This is a genomic window from Actinomadura chokoriensis (genome assembly GCF_041463665.1).
Lineage (GTDB): Bacteria > Actinomycetota > Actinomycetes > Streptosporangiales > Streptosporangiaceae > Spirillospora > Spirillospora chokoriensis_A.
In genome coordinates this window covers 576,111-594,835 of the sequence record NZ_JAXCEJ010000001.1, presented here as the reverse complement: position 1 = coordinate 594,835, position 18,725 = coordinate 576,111, and the positions used below count along the sequence as shown (strand labels likewise).

Annotated in this window: 11 protein-coding genes; 5 read left to right on the top strand and 6 right to left on the bottom strand. The window is 72.7% G+C overall.

Features of this window, described 5'->3' with window-relative positions; translation table 11 throughout:
• Window positions 1-39: 39 nt before the first annotated feature.
• Window positions 40-2,880, top strand: a complete 2,841-nt coding sequence (locus tag SM418_RS02820; protein WP_371938463.1) for a PKD domain-containing protein — start codon at window positions 40-42, stop codon at window positions 2,878-2,880.
• A 318-nt stretch (window positions 2,881-3,198) separates the two neighbouring features.
• On the opposite strand, the gene SM418_RS02815 is transcribed toward SM418_RS02820, so the two are convergent.
• From SM418_RS02815 to SM418_RS02790, 6 genes are all read right to left on the bottom strand, one after another.
• Window positions 3,199-4,821, bottom strand: coding sequence for a CBM96 family carbohydrate-binding protein (locus SM418_RS02815; protein ID WP_371938464.1), 1,623 nt, complete (start codon window positions 4,819-4,821; stop codon window positions 3,199-3,201).
• 59 nt (window positions 4,822-4,880) lie between these two features.
• Entirely contained in the window at window positions 4,881-6,149 is a 1,269-nt protein-coding gene (locus SM418_RS02810) for a hypothetical protein (RefSeq protein ID WP_371938465.1), read from the bottom strand.
• Window positions 6,150-6,255: 106 nt separating this feature from the next.
• Window positions 6,256-7,047, bottom strand: a complete 792-nt coding sequence (locus tag SM418_RS02805) for a WecB/TagA/CpsF family glycosyltransferase (protein ID WP_371938466.1) — start codon at window positions 7,045-7,047, stop codon at window positions 6,256-6,258.
• Window positions 7,025-7,987 carry a sulfite exporter TauE/SafE family protein gene (locus SM418_RS02800; RefSeq protein WP_371938467.1) on the bottom strand — a complete coding sequence of 321 codons (963 nt, stop codon included), beginning with the start codon at window positions 7,985-7,987 and terminating at the stop codon, window positions 7,025-7,027. Before SM418_RS02800 ends, SM418_RS02805 begins: the two co-directional genes overlap by 23 nt.
• A gap of 103 nt (window positions 7,988-8,090) precedes the next feature.
• Window positions 8,091-9,590: an adenylyl-sulfate kinase gene (gene cysC, locus SM418_RS02795; protein ID WP_371938468.1), complete on the bottom strand. Its 1,500-nt coding sequence runs from the start codon at window positions 9,588-9,590 to the stop codon at window positions 8,091-8,093.
• A 108-nt stretch (window positions 9,591-9,698) separates the two neighbouring features.
• Window positions 9,699-10,559 (bottom strand): class I SAM-dependent methyltransferase, encoded by an 861-nt coding sequence (locus tag SM418_RS02790; RefSeq protein ID WP_371938469.1) that lies wholly within the window; start codon window positions 10,557-10,559, stop codon window positions 9,699-9,701.
• A 168-nt stretch (window positions 10,560-10,727) separates the two neighbouring features.
• Here SM418_RS02790 and mfd point away from each other — a divergent pair, with 168 nt between their 5' ends.
• The 4 genes from mfd to SM418_RS02770 all read left to right on the top strand — a co-directional run bounded on the left by mfd (window position 10,728) and on the right by SM418_RS02770 (window position 18,644).
• Window positions 10,728-14,360, top strand: coding sequence for a transcription-repair coupling factor (mfd, locus tag SM418_RS02785; RefSeq protein WP_371938470.1), 3,633 nt, complete (start codon window positions 10,728-10,730; stop codon window positions 14,358-14,360).
• Between the two features lie 93 nt (window positions 14,361-14,453).
• Complete coding sequence (locus SM418_RS02780) at window positions 14,454-15,110, top strand: SurA N-terminal domain-containing protein (protein ID WP_371938471.1); 657 nt, start codon at window positions 14,454-14,456, stop codon at window positions 15,108-15,110.
• A gap of 5 nt (window positions 15,111-15,115) precedes the next feature.
• Entirely contained in the window at window positions 15,116-16,090 is a 975-nt protein-coding gene (gene mazG, locus SM418_RS02775) for a nucleoside triphosphate pyrophosphohydrolase (protein WP_371938472.1), read from the top strand.
• A gap of 70 nt (window positions 16,091-16,160) precedes the next feature.
• Window positions 16,161-18,644 carry a penicillin-binding protein gene (locus tag SM418_RS02770; RefSeq protein ID WP_371938473.1) on the top strand — a complete coding sequence of 828 codons (2,484 nt, stop codon included), beginning with the start codon at window positions 16,161-16,163 and terminating at the stop codon, window positions 18,642-18,644.
• The last annotated feature ends 81 nt before the right edge of the window (window positions 18,645-18,725 follow it).

The window sequence follows — 18,725 nt, the reverse complement described above, 5'->3', positions numbered from 1 at the left end:
CAACACGGTGTTTTACGTCTACTTGGCACGGAGGGGTCGATGGGCAGACGCAGGTGGGGGGCGCTGGCGGCGGGGACCGCGCTGGCACTCGGAGCGCTGACGGCGAGTATCGCCGTCGTCCTCCCGGCGCAGGCCGACCAGCGGGGGTCGCAGCCCGGTCACGGCCGCGTCGTGAGCGCCGACCCGGCGGACCACACGCCGAACGTCCTTGACGGTGACGTCAAGTCGATCGTCAAGATCGGCGGCAAGATCTATGTCGGGGGCTCGTTCACCCAGGTGAAGGAGCCGGGCGCGAACAAGCCCACCCTGACCCGCGACCGGCTGTTCGCCTTCGACGCCGCCACCGGCGCGATCGACCCGAACTTCGCGCCGAGCCTCAACAAGGGCGAGGCCAGCGTGCTGCTGCCCGCCCCCGACGGCCAGTCCGTCTACGTGGGCGGCAACTTCAGCGAGATCAACGGCGTCCGGCACTTCGTGCTCGCCCGGCTCAACGCCCAGACCGGCGCGCCGATCGACTCCTTCGACCCGCAGCTCGACGCCAGGGTCCGCGACCTGCGGTTCGCCGGCGGCCGGCTGTACGTCGCCGGCACCTTCGCCACGGCGGGCGGCGTCGCGCGGGCGGGCCTCGCCACCCTGAACCCGCAGACCGGCGCCCGCGACGACTTCGCCGACCTGAACATCGCCGGCACCCAGACCGGCGACGGCGTCACCCAGATCTACAAGATGGACGTGAGCCCCGACGGCTCCAAGCTCGTCGGCATCGGCAACTTCAACTCCGTCGCGGGCAGCACCCGGCGCCAGATCGTCATGCTGGACCTCACCGGGCAGTCCGCGCAGCTCGCCAACTGGGACACCACCCGCTACGGCGACCAGTGCTCGCAGTCGTTCGACACCTACATGCGGGACGTGGAGTTCTCCCCGGACGGCAAGTACTTCGTCGTCACCACCACCGGCGCCTACGGCGGCACGGCGAAGCTGTGCGACACCCAGGCCCGCTGGGAGAGCTCCGCCACCGGCGCCGGCCAGCAGCCCACCTGGGTCAACTTCACCGGCGGCGACACCACCTACGCGGTCGAGATCACCGACACCGCCGTCTACACCGGCGGCCACTTCCGCTGGGCCAACAACCCGTTCGCCGGCGACCAGCCCGGCCAGGGCGCCGTCTCCCGCGAGGGCATCGTCGCGCTCGACCCCGCGAGCGGCCTGCCGTTCAGCTGGAACCCCGGCCGCGACAAGGGCGTCGGCGTGTTCGACATGCTCGCCACCGACGAGGGCCTCTGGGTCGGCAGCGACACCGACAACATCGGCGGCGAGTTCCACCAGAAGCTCGCGATGTTCCCCGTCGCCGGCGGCACCGTCGTCCCGGCGTACAGCGCGGGCGAGCTGCCCGGCAACGTCTACTCCGGCGGCGGCATCGGCACCGGCGCGGCCAACTACCTCAAGCACCGCTCGTTCGACGGCACCACCACCGGCGCCGAGGTCGCGGGCGACACCGGCGGCGTCGACTGGCGGTCCGCGCGCGGCGCCTTCATGCTCAACGGTGAGCTGTTCTACGGCGGTTCGGACGGCTCGTTCCAGCGCCGCGCCTTCGACGGCACCACGCTCGGCTCGCCCACCGTGATCAACACCGCCGACCAGCTCACGACCATGACGACCTGGCACTCGCAGGTCCAGAGCATCACCGGCATGTTCTTCGCCGGCGGCCGGATCTACTACACCCGCGGCCAGTCCGCGCTGTACTACCGGACGTTCAACCCGGAGAGCAACGTCGTCGGCGCGCAGGAGTTCACCGCCGTGAACAACCTGCCCGGCATGTCGTGGAGTTCCGTCGGCGGCATGTTCCGCAACGGCGGCGACCTCTACTACGTCAACAACACCAACGGGCGGCTGTACCGGGTCGCGTTCTCCGCGGCCGGCGTCCCGTCGGGGGCGTCCACCGAGGTCAGCTCCGCCGACTGGCGCGGCCGGTCGGTGTTCCTGTTCAGCGGGACGCCCAACGCGGTGCCGCAGGCCGTGTTCACCGCCAACTGCGACCAGCTCGACTGCGCGTTCAACGCGTCCGGTTCGGCCGACCCCGACGGTTCCATCGCCTCGTACGCGTGGGACTTCGGCGACGGCGAGAACGGCACCGGCGCCACGCCGCAGCACACCTACGGCGAGGCCGGCGAGTACACCGTCAAGCTGACGGTGACCGACGACCGCGGCGGCACCGGCACCAAGACGCAGACGGTGACGGTCGCGCCGGACCAGGCGAACATCGCCTTCCGCGCCGGTGCCGGCGGCAACGCCAACGTCCAGACGGCCTACGCCCAGATCCCGCCGTCCGTCCAGGCGGGCGACGGCATGATCCTGATGCTGACCTTCAACAGCAGCGGCGCGTCGCTGACGACGCCGCCCGCCGGCTGGACGCAGGTCGACACGCAGACCGTCGGCAGCGCCACCTCCGTCCTCTGGAAGCGGGTCGCGCAGGCCGGTGACGCCGGGCAGCAGGTCGACATCGGTCTGAGCGCCATCACCAAGGCCGACATCCGCCTGCTGGCCTACAACGGCACCAACACCACCGACCCGATCGCCGCGGTCGCGGCCGTCGGCGACCCGAGCGCGGTCACCGCGCACACCAGCCCGAACGCGACGGTCGGCGGCGCCGGCTCGTGGGCGGTGACGTACTGGGCCGACAAGTCGTCCAGCACCACCTCGTGGACGGCGCCCGCCGGAGTGGAGACCCGCGGCACGGGCATCGGCTCCGGCAGCGGCCGTATCACCAGCCTGACGGTCGACAGCAACGGCTCCGTGGCCACCGGCCCCTACGGCGGCAAGACGGCCACCACCGACGCCGCCAGCCGCGCCGCCATGTGGACCATCATCCTCGCCGGCAAGTAACTCGAAGAACGAAGTGGCCCCCGCCCGGACCCCCGGCCGGGGGCCACCGCACGTCCACGCCTGACGAGCCACAACCCGCCCCCCTGGACGAGTCACAGTCGCCCCTCTTGGACTGGACCTCAACCGCCGGAGCACGGGCAGGCACGCGGAGCGAGCCCTGCGAGCGCAGCGGGCATGCCCGCCGACGCAGGCGACCGCAGCGACGCCTCGCGAACCACTACGGGCACAGAGACCGAAACGACGGCGCGAGGATCGCCTGCGTCGCTGACGGGGGTTCCAGGGGGTCGCCCCCTGGGCAAACACGCCCCCCTGGGTAATTCAGCAGAATTCCTGCCAGGCCTTGCGGCTGTGGGCGTCCAGGAGGCGGAAGTCGCCGGTGGGCCAGTCGAGGTCGAAGTAGGCGACCCAGAGGGCGTGGTGTTTCTTCAGGTAGGCGTTGGTGGCGTGGAGCCAGGCGGCGCGCTCGGCGCCCGTGTCGTCGCCGACGAGGTAGCTGCCGGTCTCGGCGATGCCGAAGGGGAGGTTCTCGCCTTTGCTGACGGCGATGACGCGGTCGTACATGGTGGCCGGGGCGTCGTAGCGGCCTTTCTTCCAGCCGAGGTTGTAGGCGTCCCAGCCGAGGACCTGGACGACGTCGCGGCCCGGGTAGTAGTCGCGCCAGTCGCGTTTGGAGAGCGGGTCGAGGCTCCAGCTCATGAGGACGAGGGTGGCGTGCAGGCGCGGGTTCCCGGCCTTGTCGGCGAGGGAGCGGAGGCGGCGCCAGGCGGCGCGGTAGTCGGCGGCGGTGAACTCGCCCTTGGCGATGTTGTCCTCGGGCTCGTGGTAGTAGACCCAGTAGACGTCGCGGTCGCGGGGCGCGGTGGCGAACCACTGGGTCATGGCCTTGTCGTACTTGCCGGTGAGGACGTCCTTCGGCGCGAACTTGAAGGAGATGATCGGGGGCCGGTCGCCGAGGTCGGGGTTGCCGGGCCAGGCCGGGGGGACGCCCGGGTAGAAGAGGCGGACGGTCTCCAGGCCGCCGTACCTGGCGTCCAGGCGTCCGAGGGCCTTCTGGAACGTCTCGCCCGGCTGGAGTTCGAGGGAGAGGCCGCAGAGCGTCCGTCCGCCGCCGGGGGACGTGTCGGGGGCCTTGGTGGGGCGCGGTGCCTGCCAGGTGGGTTCGGGGCCGGGGGCGGGCGGCGCGGCGTCGCCGGACGGCGTGGGGGACGGCGCGCCGCTCGGGGACGGTGCGGGCACGCCGCGGCGGGTCTTCAGCACGAGGCGGGGGCCGTCGCCGGCCTCGCGGGAGTGCAGCGAGGCCCCGGACCGGAGGTCCTGGTTGGTGATGGCGAACGCGTAGCGGCCGGGGCCGGTCACGACCTGGCCGACGTCGAAGGAGACCCGGTCCGAGCCGGAGGCGGCGGTCGCGACGACGGGGCCGGCGGACGGGCGGTTGCTCCAGGACGTGCCGTTCTCCGTCCAGGAGGCGGGCAGCGTGCGCAGTTCGATCCGCTGCGGCCGGTTGTGCGGCCGTTCGAAGGTCACTTCGACCCGGGCCTTGGTGATCTTCGGGGTGCCGCGCGGTACGTCGAACGCGATGTAGGCCTCGGTGTGCCATTCGGGCCACACCGAGGCGGTGATCTTCTTGGCGTCGCCGAACTCCTTGCCCGGCAGTTCGCGCACCACGTAGGTGTCGGCGGCGGCCGGCAGGACGGTGCCGCCGCCGGCGGACGCGGTGCGGGCGTCGTGGCTCGTTTCGGGGCCGGTCAGCGCGATCGCGGCCGCGGAGGCGCCGACGGCGACGAGCGTGCCCGCGGCGGTGAGGGGGAAGGGCCGCGGTCCGCGCCGCCGGTCCCGCCGGCGCGGCGGGGCCGGCGGGACCGGCGGGACGGGCTGCGAACGGCGCGGGTCGGGCCGGTGGTGGCCACCGGGGAACGGGTCGCGGGGGTCGCGGTCGCGCACGTACGGCCCCTCCCTCTCGATGGTCGCCGCCCCTTTATCTCACATCGGGCTCAGGGCGCTCAGCCTGCGGGGAACATGCCGAGGCGGCCGTGGTACTCCTTGCCGAGCTCCTCGGTGTCGCTGCCGACGAGCAGTCCGCCGGAGTGGGCGACGAGCGCCTCGACGCCGTGGCCGAGCGTCCGCGTGGGGTTCCACGCGAGGGCCTTGCCGGTCGACGGGTTGAGCGCGCCGATGCCGGGACGCGACACGGCGCCGGGGCCGGCGGTGTCGTGCCCGTAGGGGTTGTCGAGCCAGCGCTGGTGGCCGCCGACGTAGACGGCGGAGCCGGTCACCGAGGTGGACAGCAGCGTGTCGCCGCCCGTCCAGTTGACCCAGGTGGGCTTCTGCCCGGAGCCGGTGGCGGACGCCTCCCAGCGGGCGGCGGAGTCGCACAGCGTGCTCTGGCCGTAGGGGCCGCCGGTGGTGACGGCGACGAAGTACTTGCCGTCGGGGGAGAAGTCCATGCCGCGCATGTAGGTGTCGAACGCGTTGAGGTTGCACGCGTCGGCGTACTCGGTGGTCGACCAGGTCGACAGCTTCGCGGTCGTGCCCAGGTTGATCAGTGCGATCTGGTGCCGGGTCTGCCCGTTGACCTGGGTGAACGTCCCGTTGATCACCAGCCGGGTGTCGCCGGGGTCGACCGCGAGCTTGTAGACCTTGAGCGCACCGGACCGCGGCTTGGTGACGGTGAAGTTGAAGCCGGCGTCGGCGACGCCGCTCAGCGCGTCGAGCCGGGCGACGGCGCTGCGGGACTTGCCGCCGGCCTTGGTGAACGTCCCGCCGATGTAGAGGTGCAGGCCGCGCCGCACCATCGTGGTGACCCGGTAGTCGACGTTGGGCTTGAACCCGGTGTGCACCTTGTTCGTCGTGGTGTTGATCGAGGCGACCGTGCCGGTCGTGGTCCCGTTGACGGTCTTGAACGTCCCGGCGACGTACAGCCAGCCGCTCGTCCCGGCCTGGAGGGCGTGCACGGTGCCGTCGACCTTCGGGACGAAGACCGTGCTGATCTTGCCGGTCTTCATGTCGTAGGCGAACAGGTTGTGCCGCTTCAGCGCCGTCTTGCCGCTGCCCGCCTCCCGCACCTGCTCGAAGTTGCCGCCGACGACGACCAGGCTCCCGACGACGGCGATGGCGCGGACGGTGCCGTCCAGCACGTGCGGGGTGTTGTTCACCGGGTTCGCCGAGACCACCGACGGCTGGGCGATGTCGGCGGACGCCACGCCCGACGCGGCCGTCAGCGCGGACGCCGCGAGAGAAGTGGCCGTGAGACAGGCGATGAAGCGTCGCATGTAGGTGCTCCGGGGTGCGGCCGGGGTTGGTGATGGCATCTTGTCCTACCACATGGGCGGAAGTCGGGCAGCGGTTCGGGGGAACCGCCATCGGATAGAGATTGTGTCAGGGGGCGGGCGCCTTGCCGTGGCGAATCCGGTGCAGGACGACGCGCCCCAGGTAGGAGCCCAGTTCGATGGTGTAGCGCCGCCACAGGCGGCGGGGTTCGCGGGCCAGCCGGTACAGGAACCCGATGCGCAGCTTGAGGACCCAGGCCGGGTAGTACTCGCGCCGTTCGGCGAGGTGCTCGAAGTACGCGCCGCACGTGATGATGACGGGCGCGGTCAGCCGGTCGCGGTACTCGCTGACGAAGCGCTGCTGCAGCGGGGTGCCGAGGCCGACGTGGAGGATGTCGGGGGACGCGTCGTTGATCTCGGCCACCAGCCGCTCGGCCGTCTCGGCGGGGATGCGGCCCCGGTCGTCGGCCCAGTGGCCGTGCAGCGTCCCGGCGATCTGCAGGCCGGGGTACCACTTGCGGACGTTGTCGGCGGCGGCCTCGGCGACGCCGGGCGCGTTGCCGAACAGGAACACCCGCCAGCCGTGCTCGGCGGGCTGCCCGAACAGGTCGTCGGTGAGGTCGTCGTTGGCCATCCGGCCGGGCACCGGACGCCCGAAGATCTTCGCGGCGAGCACGACGCCCCAGCCGTCGGCCAGGTTGAGGTCGAAGCCGTTCATCAGGTCGCGCAGCCCGGCGTCCTTCTGCGCCTTGAGCACGTAGTCCGGGTTGGCGAACGTGACGGTCAGCTTGGCGCGATCCTTGACGGCCGCCGCCGTGAACGACCGGAGCCGCGCGACGTCGGCGCGGCTGACCCGCACGCCGAGGACGTCGACGGTGTCATGCGGCCATCGTTGGTCCACTCTGCTCTCCTGATCCGCCGGCTCGCCCGGCGGCCGGGACGGGAGAAGGCAGCGTATCCCGGTTGCGGGCGGCGCGGTGGCGGAGATGGAGGGAGGCGGCGACCGTGGCGGCGGTCAGGGCGACCATCGTCCAGGCGAGCGGGACGGCGCCGACGCCGAACATCTTCAGCGAGGACGCGACCAGGACGAGCGCGAGGATGCGGCGGATGAGGCCGCCGGGGGCGCGCGAGGAGATCCTGGAGCCGAGGTAGACGCCGGGGATGGAGCCGACGAGCAGGGCCGCGGTGACCTCCATCCGGAAGTCGCCGAACAGCAGGTGGCCGATGGCCGCGGCGAACACCAGCGGGACGGCCTGGAGCAGGTCGGTGCCGACGAGCTGGTTGGCCTTCAGCGTCGGGTACAGCGCGAGCAGCGCGACGATGATGAGGGAGCCGGAGCCGACGGAGGTGATGCCGACCACCACCCCGCCGATAATCCCGATCAATACGGTCGGAATTGGCCGGATCTTGACCTCGGGCGCTTCGCCGGCGTCCGCGGAGGAGCCGCCGCGGCCGCGGCGGGCCAGGTAGGTGCGCAGGACGAGGCCGAGCGCCGCGATCATCAGCGCGACGCCCATCGCCTTGCTGATCAGGTTCTCGACCGACGTGCCGTGGCCGAGCGCCTTCGCCAGCAGGACGCCGGAGAACGCGGCGGGCACCGAGCCGGCGCACAGCCAGCCGACCAGCCGCATGTTGATCGTGCCCTGCCGGTAGTGGACGGCGCTGCCGACGGGCTTCATGACGGCGGCGGCGACCAGGTCGCTGGAGACGGCGGCGAGGGGGCTGACGCCGAAGAAGGTGACGAGCATCGGCGTCATCAGCGCGCCGCCGCCCATACCGGTCAGCCCGACGATGATGGCGACCAGGAACGAGCCCAGCGCCATCGTCCAATCGAAGTCCATCGGCATGACCTACCTGTCATGTAGGAAAACTCGTGCAACAGACTAGGGGACCGCGTCCTGGTGGGTCTAACCCGGGTATCGAGGGACAAACGGGGCGGATGTGTTATTCGGGACGGACCCAGCCGCCGTCCACCAGCAGGGCGAGGACCTCGCCGACCGCCTCGTCCGGCGTCATCCGGGACGTGTCGAGCGTCAGGTCGGCGTCGTCCGGGACCTCGTAGGGGTCGGAGATGCCGGTGAACTCCGGGATCTGGCCCGCGCGGGCCTTGGCGTACAGGCCCTTTCGGTCGCGGCGCTCGCACTCCTCCAGCGGCGTCGCGACGTGCACCAGGATGAAGTCGCCCACGGCGGACACCATCCGCCGCACCTCGGCCCGGGTCGCCGCGTACGGGGCGATCGGCGCGCAGACGGCGGTGCCGCCGTGCCGGGTGATCTCGGCGGCGACGAACCCGATCCGCCGGATGTTGAGGTCGCGGTCGGCGCGGGAGAACGTCAGGCCGGCCGACAGCATCCGCCGCACGACGTCGCCGTCCAGCAGCGTGACGGTCCGGCCGCCGCGCTCGACCAGCGCGTCGGACAGGCCGCGCGCGACCGTGGACTTCCCCGAGCCGGACAGCCCGGTGAAGAACACCGTGATGCCGCGCGAGCGCTTGGGCGGGCGCGCCAGCGCCAGCTCGGCGGCGACGGCGGGCGGGGTGAACCAGTCGGGGACCGGCTCGCCCGCGTCCAGCAGCTCCGCGAGCCGCTCGGCGGTCAGCTCCGCCTGGACGTGGTCGGGCTCGATGCGCGCGACCGGCCGCCAGACCTCCACGTCGGCGTCGTAGGCCCACGGCTCCGGGACGACCAGCGGGATCGGGGTGCCCTCCAGCTCCGCCTCGGCGAGCAGATGGGTGGCGCCGTACGCGGCGGCGACGTGTGCGCGCAGCCGCACGTCGCGTTCCTGATCGTCGCGTTCCTGATCGCCGTGTTCCTGATCGTCGCGGGCCGGCAGCGGCACCGGGACGATCCGCGTCCCGTCCGGCAGCTCCTTGCGGACGCCGAGCAGCGCGCGGACGAGGGAGTCGTCGTGCTCGCCGCCGAGCAGCGGCAGGACGAGCACCTTCGCGCCGAGCCGCTCGGCGACCTGGCGGAGCTGGCCCAGCTGCTTGCGGTGCAGCACGTCGCGGGTCGCCACGGCCAGGACGGGGCCGCCCGCGGGGGCGAGCTCGTCGGGGCGGCGGCGCAGGGAGTGGAACGGTCCGTGCGCGGGGGAGCGGAGGGCCTCCAGCGGGCCCGCGAGCCGCCACGCCTGGGTCACCGGGTCCTGCCACGCCTCGGCGACCGCCAGGACGGCGAGCGGCACGCCCTCCGGGTCCTGCAGGACGACCCGCTCGTGCCCGGTCATCTCCTTCGGGACGGTCAGCGTGACCGGGACCGGCCACGGGGTGCCGTCGGCGAGCCGGCCTCCGGCGGTCACCGTCGCGGTGTCGAAGGAGCCGAGGAATCCGGTCAGCGGGCGGTACACCCCGGCGAGGACCAGCTCCAGGTCGGCGAGCTCCACCGGATTCGGGGTCCAGACGGGCAGGTCGCGCAGCGTGTCGGGAAGGCCGGCTTCGGCGGTCACCGCGATCTCCGATCCCGCCCGGCGGCGGGGAACCGGGCTCGTCCGTGTCAGTGAGAGTTTCCGCAGGAAAAATACTGCGTCGGCGCCGGTCTGCGCACACCCGCCCGGTCAGATGACCCGCGCGAAACGGTTCTCGGGCTTGCGGATGACCAGCGTGATCTCGCTGTGGTCTGCGGTGAGGCGTCCCCTGGTGACCGCCGACACGAGCCGGCACAGCAGTTCGGCGAGACCGGTTCCGGCCCCGAGCGCGTCGATGGCCTCCCGGGAGGCGTACTCCTCGGAGATCACCAGCCCGCGCATCACGCAGTACCAGCGCATGCCGGACCGGGACGCGACCCTGCTGTAGATCGCGGGCGGCGGGCTCGCCGGGAACGCCGGCCGGCGTTCCGGATCCGCGCCGGCGGGCGCGGGCGGCTGCGGCCCGGCGACCCGCTGGTCCGACGGGTGCGGGACGCGGGCGTGGGCGCCGCGCTGGCCCCGCCCGGGGCGCGGCCCCCGTTCGGGACGCCGGCGGCCCCGGCGGCCGGACGTGCGCAGCCACCGGGGCAGCGTGCGGTCCAGGAAGCCGAACGCGGTGTCGCGGTCGCGCAGGCGCACCAGCAGCAGCCCGCCCGGCTTCAGCGCGGCGACGAACCGGTCGAGCACCAGTTCGGCGTGCGGCACGCGCTCGATGAGGTACGAGGCGTGCACGATGTCGTAGGCGCGCGGCGGCAGCGGCACCGTGCGCAGGTCGCCGAGGTGCCAGGCGTCGAGGTCGGGCCGCTCGCCGGTGTAGGCGCGCAGCTCCGGTGATTCGACGTCGACGCCCGTGACGTGGTGCTCGCGGTCGCCCAGGTCCAGGCCCGTGCCCCAGCCGCAGCCGGCTTCCAGGAGGTGGATCCGCTGCAGGGGCTTCTCTAGGGCGTACTGTCGGGCGCGTTCTGAGAAGAGATCGCCGTCGCTGACCGGCGGCGTACGCAGATCGGTCACAGTCTCGCAGCGTAATCGCCCGACTGCGCTCCGTCCGCTATTTGCCCTTTCTTGGCAACCGTCGTGTCGCGGGAGGCGCGTACCCTGGTACGAAGTACCGGGTCCGCTGGGATTCCGGCTTTTCGGGCTGCCCTGCCTCGGGGTCATACGGCGAATGTGCGGGCGAAGATGACGCTTTCTGGACTTGTTGACCTTGCGTGCGGCGATCCCGGTCTGGAGCGCGCGCTCCGCCGGGCGCGCGCCGACCAGGAGGTCGTCGCGCCGGCCGCGCTGTGGCCGGTCCTCGCCGCGGCGCTGAGCCGCAGCCTGCGCGACGGCGGCGGGGGCACCGTGCTCGCGGTGACCGCGACCGGCCGGGAGGCCGAGGATCTGACCGCCGCGCTGTCGAGTCTGATCGACCCGTCCCGCGTCGCGCACTTCCCGGCGTGGGAGACGCTGCCGCACGAGAAGCTGTCGCCGCGCTCGGACACGGTCGGGCAGCGGCTCGCGGTGCTGCGCCGGCTCGTCCACCCGGACGCGGGCGGCCCGCCCACCGACGAGGAGGCCGAGCGGGGGCTGGCCGGCAAGGGCGGCGCGCTGGACGTGGTCGTGACGCCGGTCCGGGCCGTCCTGCAGCCGATCGTGTCCGGGCTCGGCGACCTGGAGCCGGTGCGGCTCGTCTCCGGCGAGGACGCCGACATGGACGACGCCGTCCGCAACCTCGTGGACGCCGGGTACCACCGCGTCGACCTGGTGGAGAAGCGCGGCGAGATCGCGGTGCGCGGCGGGATCCTGGACGTGTTCCCGCCGACCGAGGAGCACCCGCTCCGGGTGGAGTTCTGGGGCGACACGGTCGAGGAGATCCGCTACTTCAAGGCCGCCGACCAGCGGTCGCTGGAGGTCGCGCAGGGCGGGCTGTGGGCGCCGCCGTGCCGCGAGCTGCCGCTGACGGAGAAGGTGCGCGAGCGCGCGAAGCTGCTTGCCGAGGAGCACCCGGCCCTGGAGGAGATCCTCGGCCGGATCGCCGACGGCGACACCGTCGAGGGCATGGAGGCGTTCTCGCCCGTCCTCGCCGAGAGCATGGAGCTGCTGACCGACCTGCTGCCGGACGGGTCGGCGCTGCTCGTGTGCGAGCCGGAGCGGATCCGGACCCGGTCGGTGGAGCTGGTCCGGACGAGCCAGGAGTTCCTGGAGGCGAGCTGGGTCAACGCCGCCGCCGGGGGCGAGGCGCCGATCGACCTCGGCGCGGCCGCGTTCCGCTCGCTGGAGGAGGTCCGGCAGCACAGCACCGAGCTGGGCCTGCCGCGCTGGAGCGTCACGGCGCTCAACCCTCTGACGGCGAGCGAAGCGAGCGCGGGGGGTACAGGAGGGGCGTCCCCCCTGACCGGCCCCCTGACCGGCCCCCTGACCGGCGAGGGGGAGGTGCTGAACCTGGGCGTCCAGCCGGCCGAGGCGTACCGGGGCGACACGTCCCGGGTCGTCGGCGACCTCAAGGGCTGGATCGACGCCGGCTGGCGCGTCGTCATGGTCACCGCCGGGCACGGCCCCGCCGAGCGGCTCGTCCAGCTCGTCGGGGAGGAGGGGCTCGGCGCGCGGCGCACCGATCTCGCCGCGCCGCCCGAGCCGTCGCTGGTCACCGTGGCGACGGGGCTGCTGGAGAACGGGTTCACCTGGGAGTCGGTCAAGCTCGCGGTGCTGACCGAGACCGACCTGTCCGGGCAGAAGTCGTCCACGAAGGACGCGCGGCGCATGCCGTCGCGGCGGCGCGGCGGCATCGACCCGCTGCAGCTCAGGCCCGGCGACTACGTGGTGCACGAGCAGCACGGCGTCGGCCGGTACGTGGAGATGGTCAGCCGGACGGTGCAGGGCGCCACCCGCGAGTACCTGATCCTCGAGTACGCCAAGAGCGACCGGCTGTTCGTCCCGACCGACCAGCTCGAGGAACTGACCCGCTACGTCGGCGGTGAGGCGCCGAGCCTGCACCGGCTCGGCGGCGCCGACTGGCAGAAGGCCAAGTCCCGCGCCCGCAAGGCCGTCAAGCAGATCGCCGGGGAGCTGATCCGGCTGTACTCGGCGCGGATGGCGAGCCCCGGCCACCCGTTCGCGCCCGACACCCCGTGGCAGCGGGAGCTGGAGGACGCCTTCCCCTACAACGAGACGCCCGACCAGCTCGCCGCCATCGACGAGGTCAAGGACGACATGGAAAAGCCCGTCCCGATGGACCGGCTGATCTGCGGCGACGTCGGCTACGGCAAGACCGAGATCGCGGTGCGGGCCGCGTTCAAGGCCGTCCAGGACGGGCGGCAGGTCGCGCTGCTCGTGCCGACGACGCTGCTCGTCCAGCAGCACATGTCGACGTTCTCCGAGCGGTTCGCGGCGTTCCCGGTCGTGGTGAGGCCGATCAGCCGTTTCCAGACCGACAAGGAGATCGAGGAGACGCTGCGCGGCCTGTCCGAGGGCACCGTGGACGTCGTCGTCGGCACGCACCGCATCCTGTCGTCGCAGACCCGGTTCAAGAACCTCGGCCTGGTCGTCATCGACGAGGAGCAGCGGTTCGGCGTCGAGCACAAGGAGGAGCTGAAGCGCCTCCGGACGCAGGTGGACGTGCTCGCCATGTCCGCGACGCCGATCCCGCGGACGCTGGAGATGGGCCTGACCGGCATCCGGGAGATGTCGACGATCCTCACCCCGCCGGAGGAGCGGCACCCCGTCCTGACGTTCGTCGGCCCGTACGAGGAGAAGCAGATCGCCGCCGCGATCCGCCGCGAGCTGCTGCGCGAGGGTCAGGTGTTCTTCGTGCACAACCGGGTCCGCTCGATCAACAAGGTCGCGGCGAACCTGGCGCGGCTCGTCCCGGAGGCGCGGATCGCCGTCGCGCACGGGCAGATGAACGAGAACGAGCTCGAGAAGGTCATGGTCGACTTCTGGGAGAAGAACTACGACGTCCTCGTCGCGACCACGATCGTCGAGTCCGGGCTGGACGTGCCGAACGCCAACACCCTCATCGTCGACCGGGCCGACATGTACGGCCTGTCGCAGCTCCACCAGCTGCGCGGGCGCGTCGGGCGCGGCCGGGAGCGCGCCTACGCGTACTTCCTCTACCAGCCGGAGCAGCCGCTGACCGAGACCGCGCACGAGCGGCTCGCGACCCTCGCCCAGCACACCGAGGTCGGCGCCGGCATGTACGTCGCGATGAAGGACCTGGAGATCCGCGGCGCGGGCAACATCCTCGGCGCGGAGCAGTCCGGGCACGTCGCGGGCGTCGGGTTCGACCTGTACGTCCGGATGGTCGGGGAGGCGGTCCGGGAGCTGAAGGAGGGCGGCGCCGGGGAGCCGGAGGCCGTCGAGACGAAGGTCGAGCTGCCCGTCGACGCGCACCTGCCGCACGAGTACGTGCCGGGGGAGCGGCTCCGGCTGGACGCCTACCGCCGCATCGCCGCGATCACGTCCGACGACGAGATCGGCGCCGTGCACGACGAGCTGAAGGACCGGTTCGGGCCGCTGCCCGTTCCAGTGCTGAACCTCCTCGAAGTGGCGCGGTTCCGGGCGAAGGCGCGCAGGGCGGGGCTCACCGACGTGACGCTCCAGGGCAACTTCGTCAAGTTCACCCCGGTCGACCTGCCCGACTCCAGGCAGGTCAGGCTGCAGCGGCTGTACCCGAAGAGCATCCTGAAGCCGGCCACCGACACCCTGCTCGTGCCGGCGCCGAAGACCGCGCCGATCGGCGGCCGCCCGCTGCGCGACCAGGAGCTGCTGAAGTGGGCGACCGACCTGGTGGAGGCCCTGTTCCTCGAACCGGCGACCACCGCGGCCAAGCGGTAATGTTCTGGGGGGCCGACCCCCAGACCCCCGGAAGGGCGGCCTCCGGGCCCGAGCCGGCCCCGCCCAGATCATCGATGACGAGACGAGGATCCCGTGCCTGGTAAGTCCGTGAAGGCGGCGGTGGCGGTCGTGCTGGCGGCCGGCGCGCTGGCCGGCTGCGGCGGCTCCCCGCAGGTCGGCGCCGCCGCCCTCGTCGGCGACGACCGCATCACCGTCACCGAGCTCAGCCACACCGTCCGCGACTGGCGCACCCAGTTCCGCGCCGACCCGGCCGCCAACGAGCTGCGCGCGAACGCCGGGGGCGCGGCGCCGCAGTACGCCGCCGACTCCGAGTCCGACCTGCAGGGCGCCCTCACCCTGCTGATCAACTTCCGGGTCGCCGACAAGGTCGCGGACCGGGCGGGCGTCAAGGTCACCGGCGGCCAGGTGGACACCGCGGTCCAGGCGCTGAACCAGCAGGGCGGCGCCGAGGCGGTCACGCTGGCGAGCGGGCTGCCCCGCGCGCACACCCGCGACCTGGCCAGGCTCGTCGCGACGCAGATCGCGGTCATGCAGCGGTTCGGCGCGGACGTGAACAACCGGCTGAGCCCGGCGACGCAGCAGGCCGGCAGGCAGTGGAACGAGCTGTTCCAGCGCACCGCGGACGGCATGCACATCGAGGTCAATCCCCGCTACGGGACCTACGACCCGGGCAAGTTCGAGATCGGCCCGATCACCTACCGGCTGTCCAGCCCCGATTCGGGTATCTGAGGCGCATGGGCCTGACACTGCTCGCGACCACGCACCGGGTCGCGCCGGGGCTGCTGACCTGGCGGGCGTGGGACGCGCTCCGGTCGGCCGCCGCCGTCCGGCTCCGCGAGGGGCATCCGCTGCTGCCCTCGCTGCGCGACGCCGGGATCGCCGTGGAGACGGTCGGGGAGCCCGACGCGGTCCGGCTGGTGGCCGACGCGCGGGAGGCCGGCGTCGTGTGGGTGGCCGCGCCCGAGGGCGACGAGGAGCTGATGCGCGAGGTCGGGAACCTCGTCGTCAAGGACCCGCTGGACGTCGAGGTGCTGCACGGCTCCTACGACCTGCCGGGCGCGCGGCTGCTCGACCTCGTGACGGTCATGGACACGCTCCGCCGCGAATGCCCGTGGGACCGCGAGCAGACGCACGTCACGCTCGTCCCCTACCTGCTGGAGGAGGCGTACGAGGTCCTCGACACGATCGAGTCCGGCGACGTCGGCGCGCTCCGCGAGGAGCTGGGCGACGTGCTGATGCAGGTGGCGTTCCACTCCGTGGTCGCCGCCGAGCGCGACGACGAGACGGCGTTCACCATCGACGACGTGGCCGCCGCGATCGTCGAGAAGCTGGTCCGCCGGCATCCGCACGTGTTCGGGGACGTGTCCGTCTCCGGCGCCGACGAGGTCAACGCGAACTGGGAGCAGATCAAGGCGGCCGAGCGGGCGGCGAAGAGCGGGGCGGAGGCGTCCGCGCTGGACGGCGTCCCGATGGGGCAGCCCGCGCTGTCGCTGGCCGCGCAGCTCCAGCGCCGCGCCGCGCGGATGGAGGCCCCGGCCGCCCTCGCGGACGATCTCACGCCGGACGCGGAGGACGACCTGGGCGGACGGCTCTTCGCGCTCGTCCGGGAGGCGGCGGAGCGGGGAGCCGATCCGGAGGCGGAGTTGCGCGCCGTTTCCCGGGTATTCCGCGATCGTGTCCGAGCGTGGGAACGACGGCAGCACGCCTGAATCGCCGGGAACCAACCGGAACATCGCCGATGGGGTGGTCTGGCCGCGACGGCGCGTCTACCCTGAGCGCGTGCCTGCCGGGGCAGAAGGTGACCCGGGGAACCGCGCCGCAGAGGGCGGTGCCCCCGCCCCGCCGCGCCGCCGCCGCGTCCTGAGCCCGACCACGACCCGCGCCGAGAAGGCCCGCGCGCTGCGCGGGCTGGGCGCCCTCGGCGGCCTCGCCGGCGTCCTCGTCGCGCTGATGCTGCTGCCCACCGCGTGCACGGCCGGGGTCGGCGCCCGCGACGCGGCCGGCTGGTTCGGCAGCGAGCCGGTGGACCTGACGACATCCGGGATTCCCCAGCGCTCGACGATCCTCGCGGCGGACGGGTCGAAGATCGCGACGTTCTTCTACCAGAACCGGGTCGACGTCCCGATCGAGCGGATCGCGCCGGTCGTCCGCCGGGCGGTGCTCGCGATCGAGGACAGCCGGTTCTACGAGCACGGCGCCATCGACATGCAGGGCACGCTGCGGGCGCTCGCGAGCAACCTCAGCAGCGGGCAGGTGACGCAGGGCGGCTCCGGCATCACCCAGCAGTACGTGAAGAACCTGCTGCTCACCCAGGCCGACAACGCCGAGGAGCGGGAGGCGGCCAAGGAGGTCACCGCCGCCCGCAAGATCCGCGAGCTGCGGTACGCGGTCGCGGTGGAGGAGAAGTTCGGCAAGGACGAGATCCTGCGCCGCTACCTCAACATCGCCTACTACGGCGACGGCGCCTACGGCGTCGAGGCGGCGTCCCGCCACTACTTCTCCAAGCACGCGTCCGAGCTGACCCTCCCCGAGGCGGCGCTGCTCGCCGGCATCATCCGCTACCCCTACGCCTACGACCCGATCCGGCATCCCGGCGCGGCCCGGCAGCGGCGCGACACCGTCCTGGAGCGGATGGCCGAGCTCGGCTGGCTCGACCGGGCCACGGCGGACGCGGCCAGGAGCAGGCCCATCCAGCTGGACGTCGACAACGTCCGGAGCGGCTGCGTCACCAGCAAGGCGGCGTTCTTCTGCGACTACGTGCAGCGAGAGATCCTCACCAACCCGGTGTTCGGGAAGACGGGCAAGGACCGGGAGAAGCTGCTCAAGCGCGGCGGCCTCACGATCCGCACCACCATGGACGAGCGGGCGCAGAAGGCCGCGCAGCGCGCCGTGGACCGGCACGTCCCGCCGAAGAACTCGGCGCACAAGGCCGCCGCCGAGGCGATGGTCGAGCCGGGCACCGGCGAGATCAAGGCGATGGTCGTCGACCGCGACCTCGGGCCCGACAGGGAGCGCGGCAAGACCTGGATCAACTTCGCCGCCGACGCCAGCCACGGTTCCAGCATCGGCATGCAGGCCGGGTCGACGTTCAAGGCGTTCACGCTGGCCGCCGCGCTGGACGAGGGCATGCCGTTCGGCACCCGGCTGATGGCGCCGCGCGAGTTCACCCCGGTCGGCTTCCGCAACTGCTCCGGCGACCGTGTCGGCGACCCCGGCGCGTCCCTGCGCAACGCCGCCGACGGCGAGGGCGGCAAGCAGTTCAGCATCGTCACCGGCACCCACCATTCGGTCAACACGTTCTTCCTCGCGCTGGAGAAGAAGGTCGGCCTCTGCGACACCGTCAAGATGGCCGAACGCCTCGGGATGAGGCAGGCGAACGGCAAGCCCCTGCAGCAGTACCCGGCCTTCACGCTCGGCTTCAACCCCGTCTCCCCGCTGCGGCTCGCCGCCGCCTACGCGGCGTTCGGCGCACGCGGCGAGTACTGCGAGCCGATCGCGATCAGGTCGATCAGGGACGCGTCCGGGCGCAGGCTCAAGGTGCCGGGACGCGACTGCGAGCGGGTGATCGACGAGGGCGTCGCGGACGCCGTCAACTTCGTCCTGCAAGGCGTGCTCACCAAGGGCACGGCGCGGGGGATGGGCATCGGCCGTCCCGCCGCCGGCAAGACCGGCACCGTCGACGACTTCTCCGCCGCCTGGTTCGCCGGGTACACCCCGGAGCTGGCCGCGGCCGTCTGGGTCGGCGATCCGCGCGGCGGCTACCGGTACCCGATGGGCAGCCTCTGCATGGACGGCACCTGCTACGGCGCCGTGTTCGGCGCGACGATCCCCGCGCCGATCTGGCAGCAGAGCATGAGCGGGGCGCTGGCGGGCACGGCGGCGTCGCCGTTCCAGCGCCCGCCGTCGCTGTACTTCAGCAAGGGGTCGGGCGAGGACCAGGTGAAGGTGCCCGACGTGCGCGGCCTGAAGCTGGACGACGCCGTCGCCAGGCTGCGCGCCGCGGGCTTCAGGACCGAGGTGGGCGAGCCGGTCGAGTCCGGCAGGTACGCGAAGGACACGGTCGCCGAGATGAGCCCCGGCCCCGGTCCGGCCGAGCCCGGCACGACGATCAGGCTGCGCGTCAGCAAGGGCTCGGCGGAGCCCGGCGAGCCCGGCGAGGGCGGCCCCGGCCCCGGCGGCCCGGGCCCTGGCGGCACGTCCACCCCGAGCCCGCCGGTCACGATCCCGCCGCTGCCCGGCGGCCCGGCGCGGCCGCCCGGCTGACGAGGGCGACCCCTCCGACCTGCGGATCCGTGTGACGGCCCGATGATCGGGTAGAGCACTCCGGGGGCGTTCAGGCCCCGT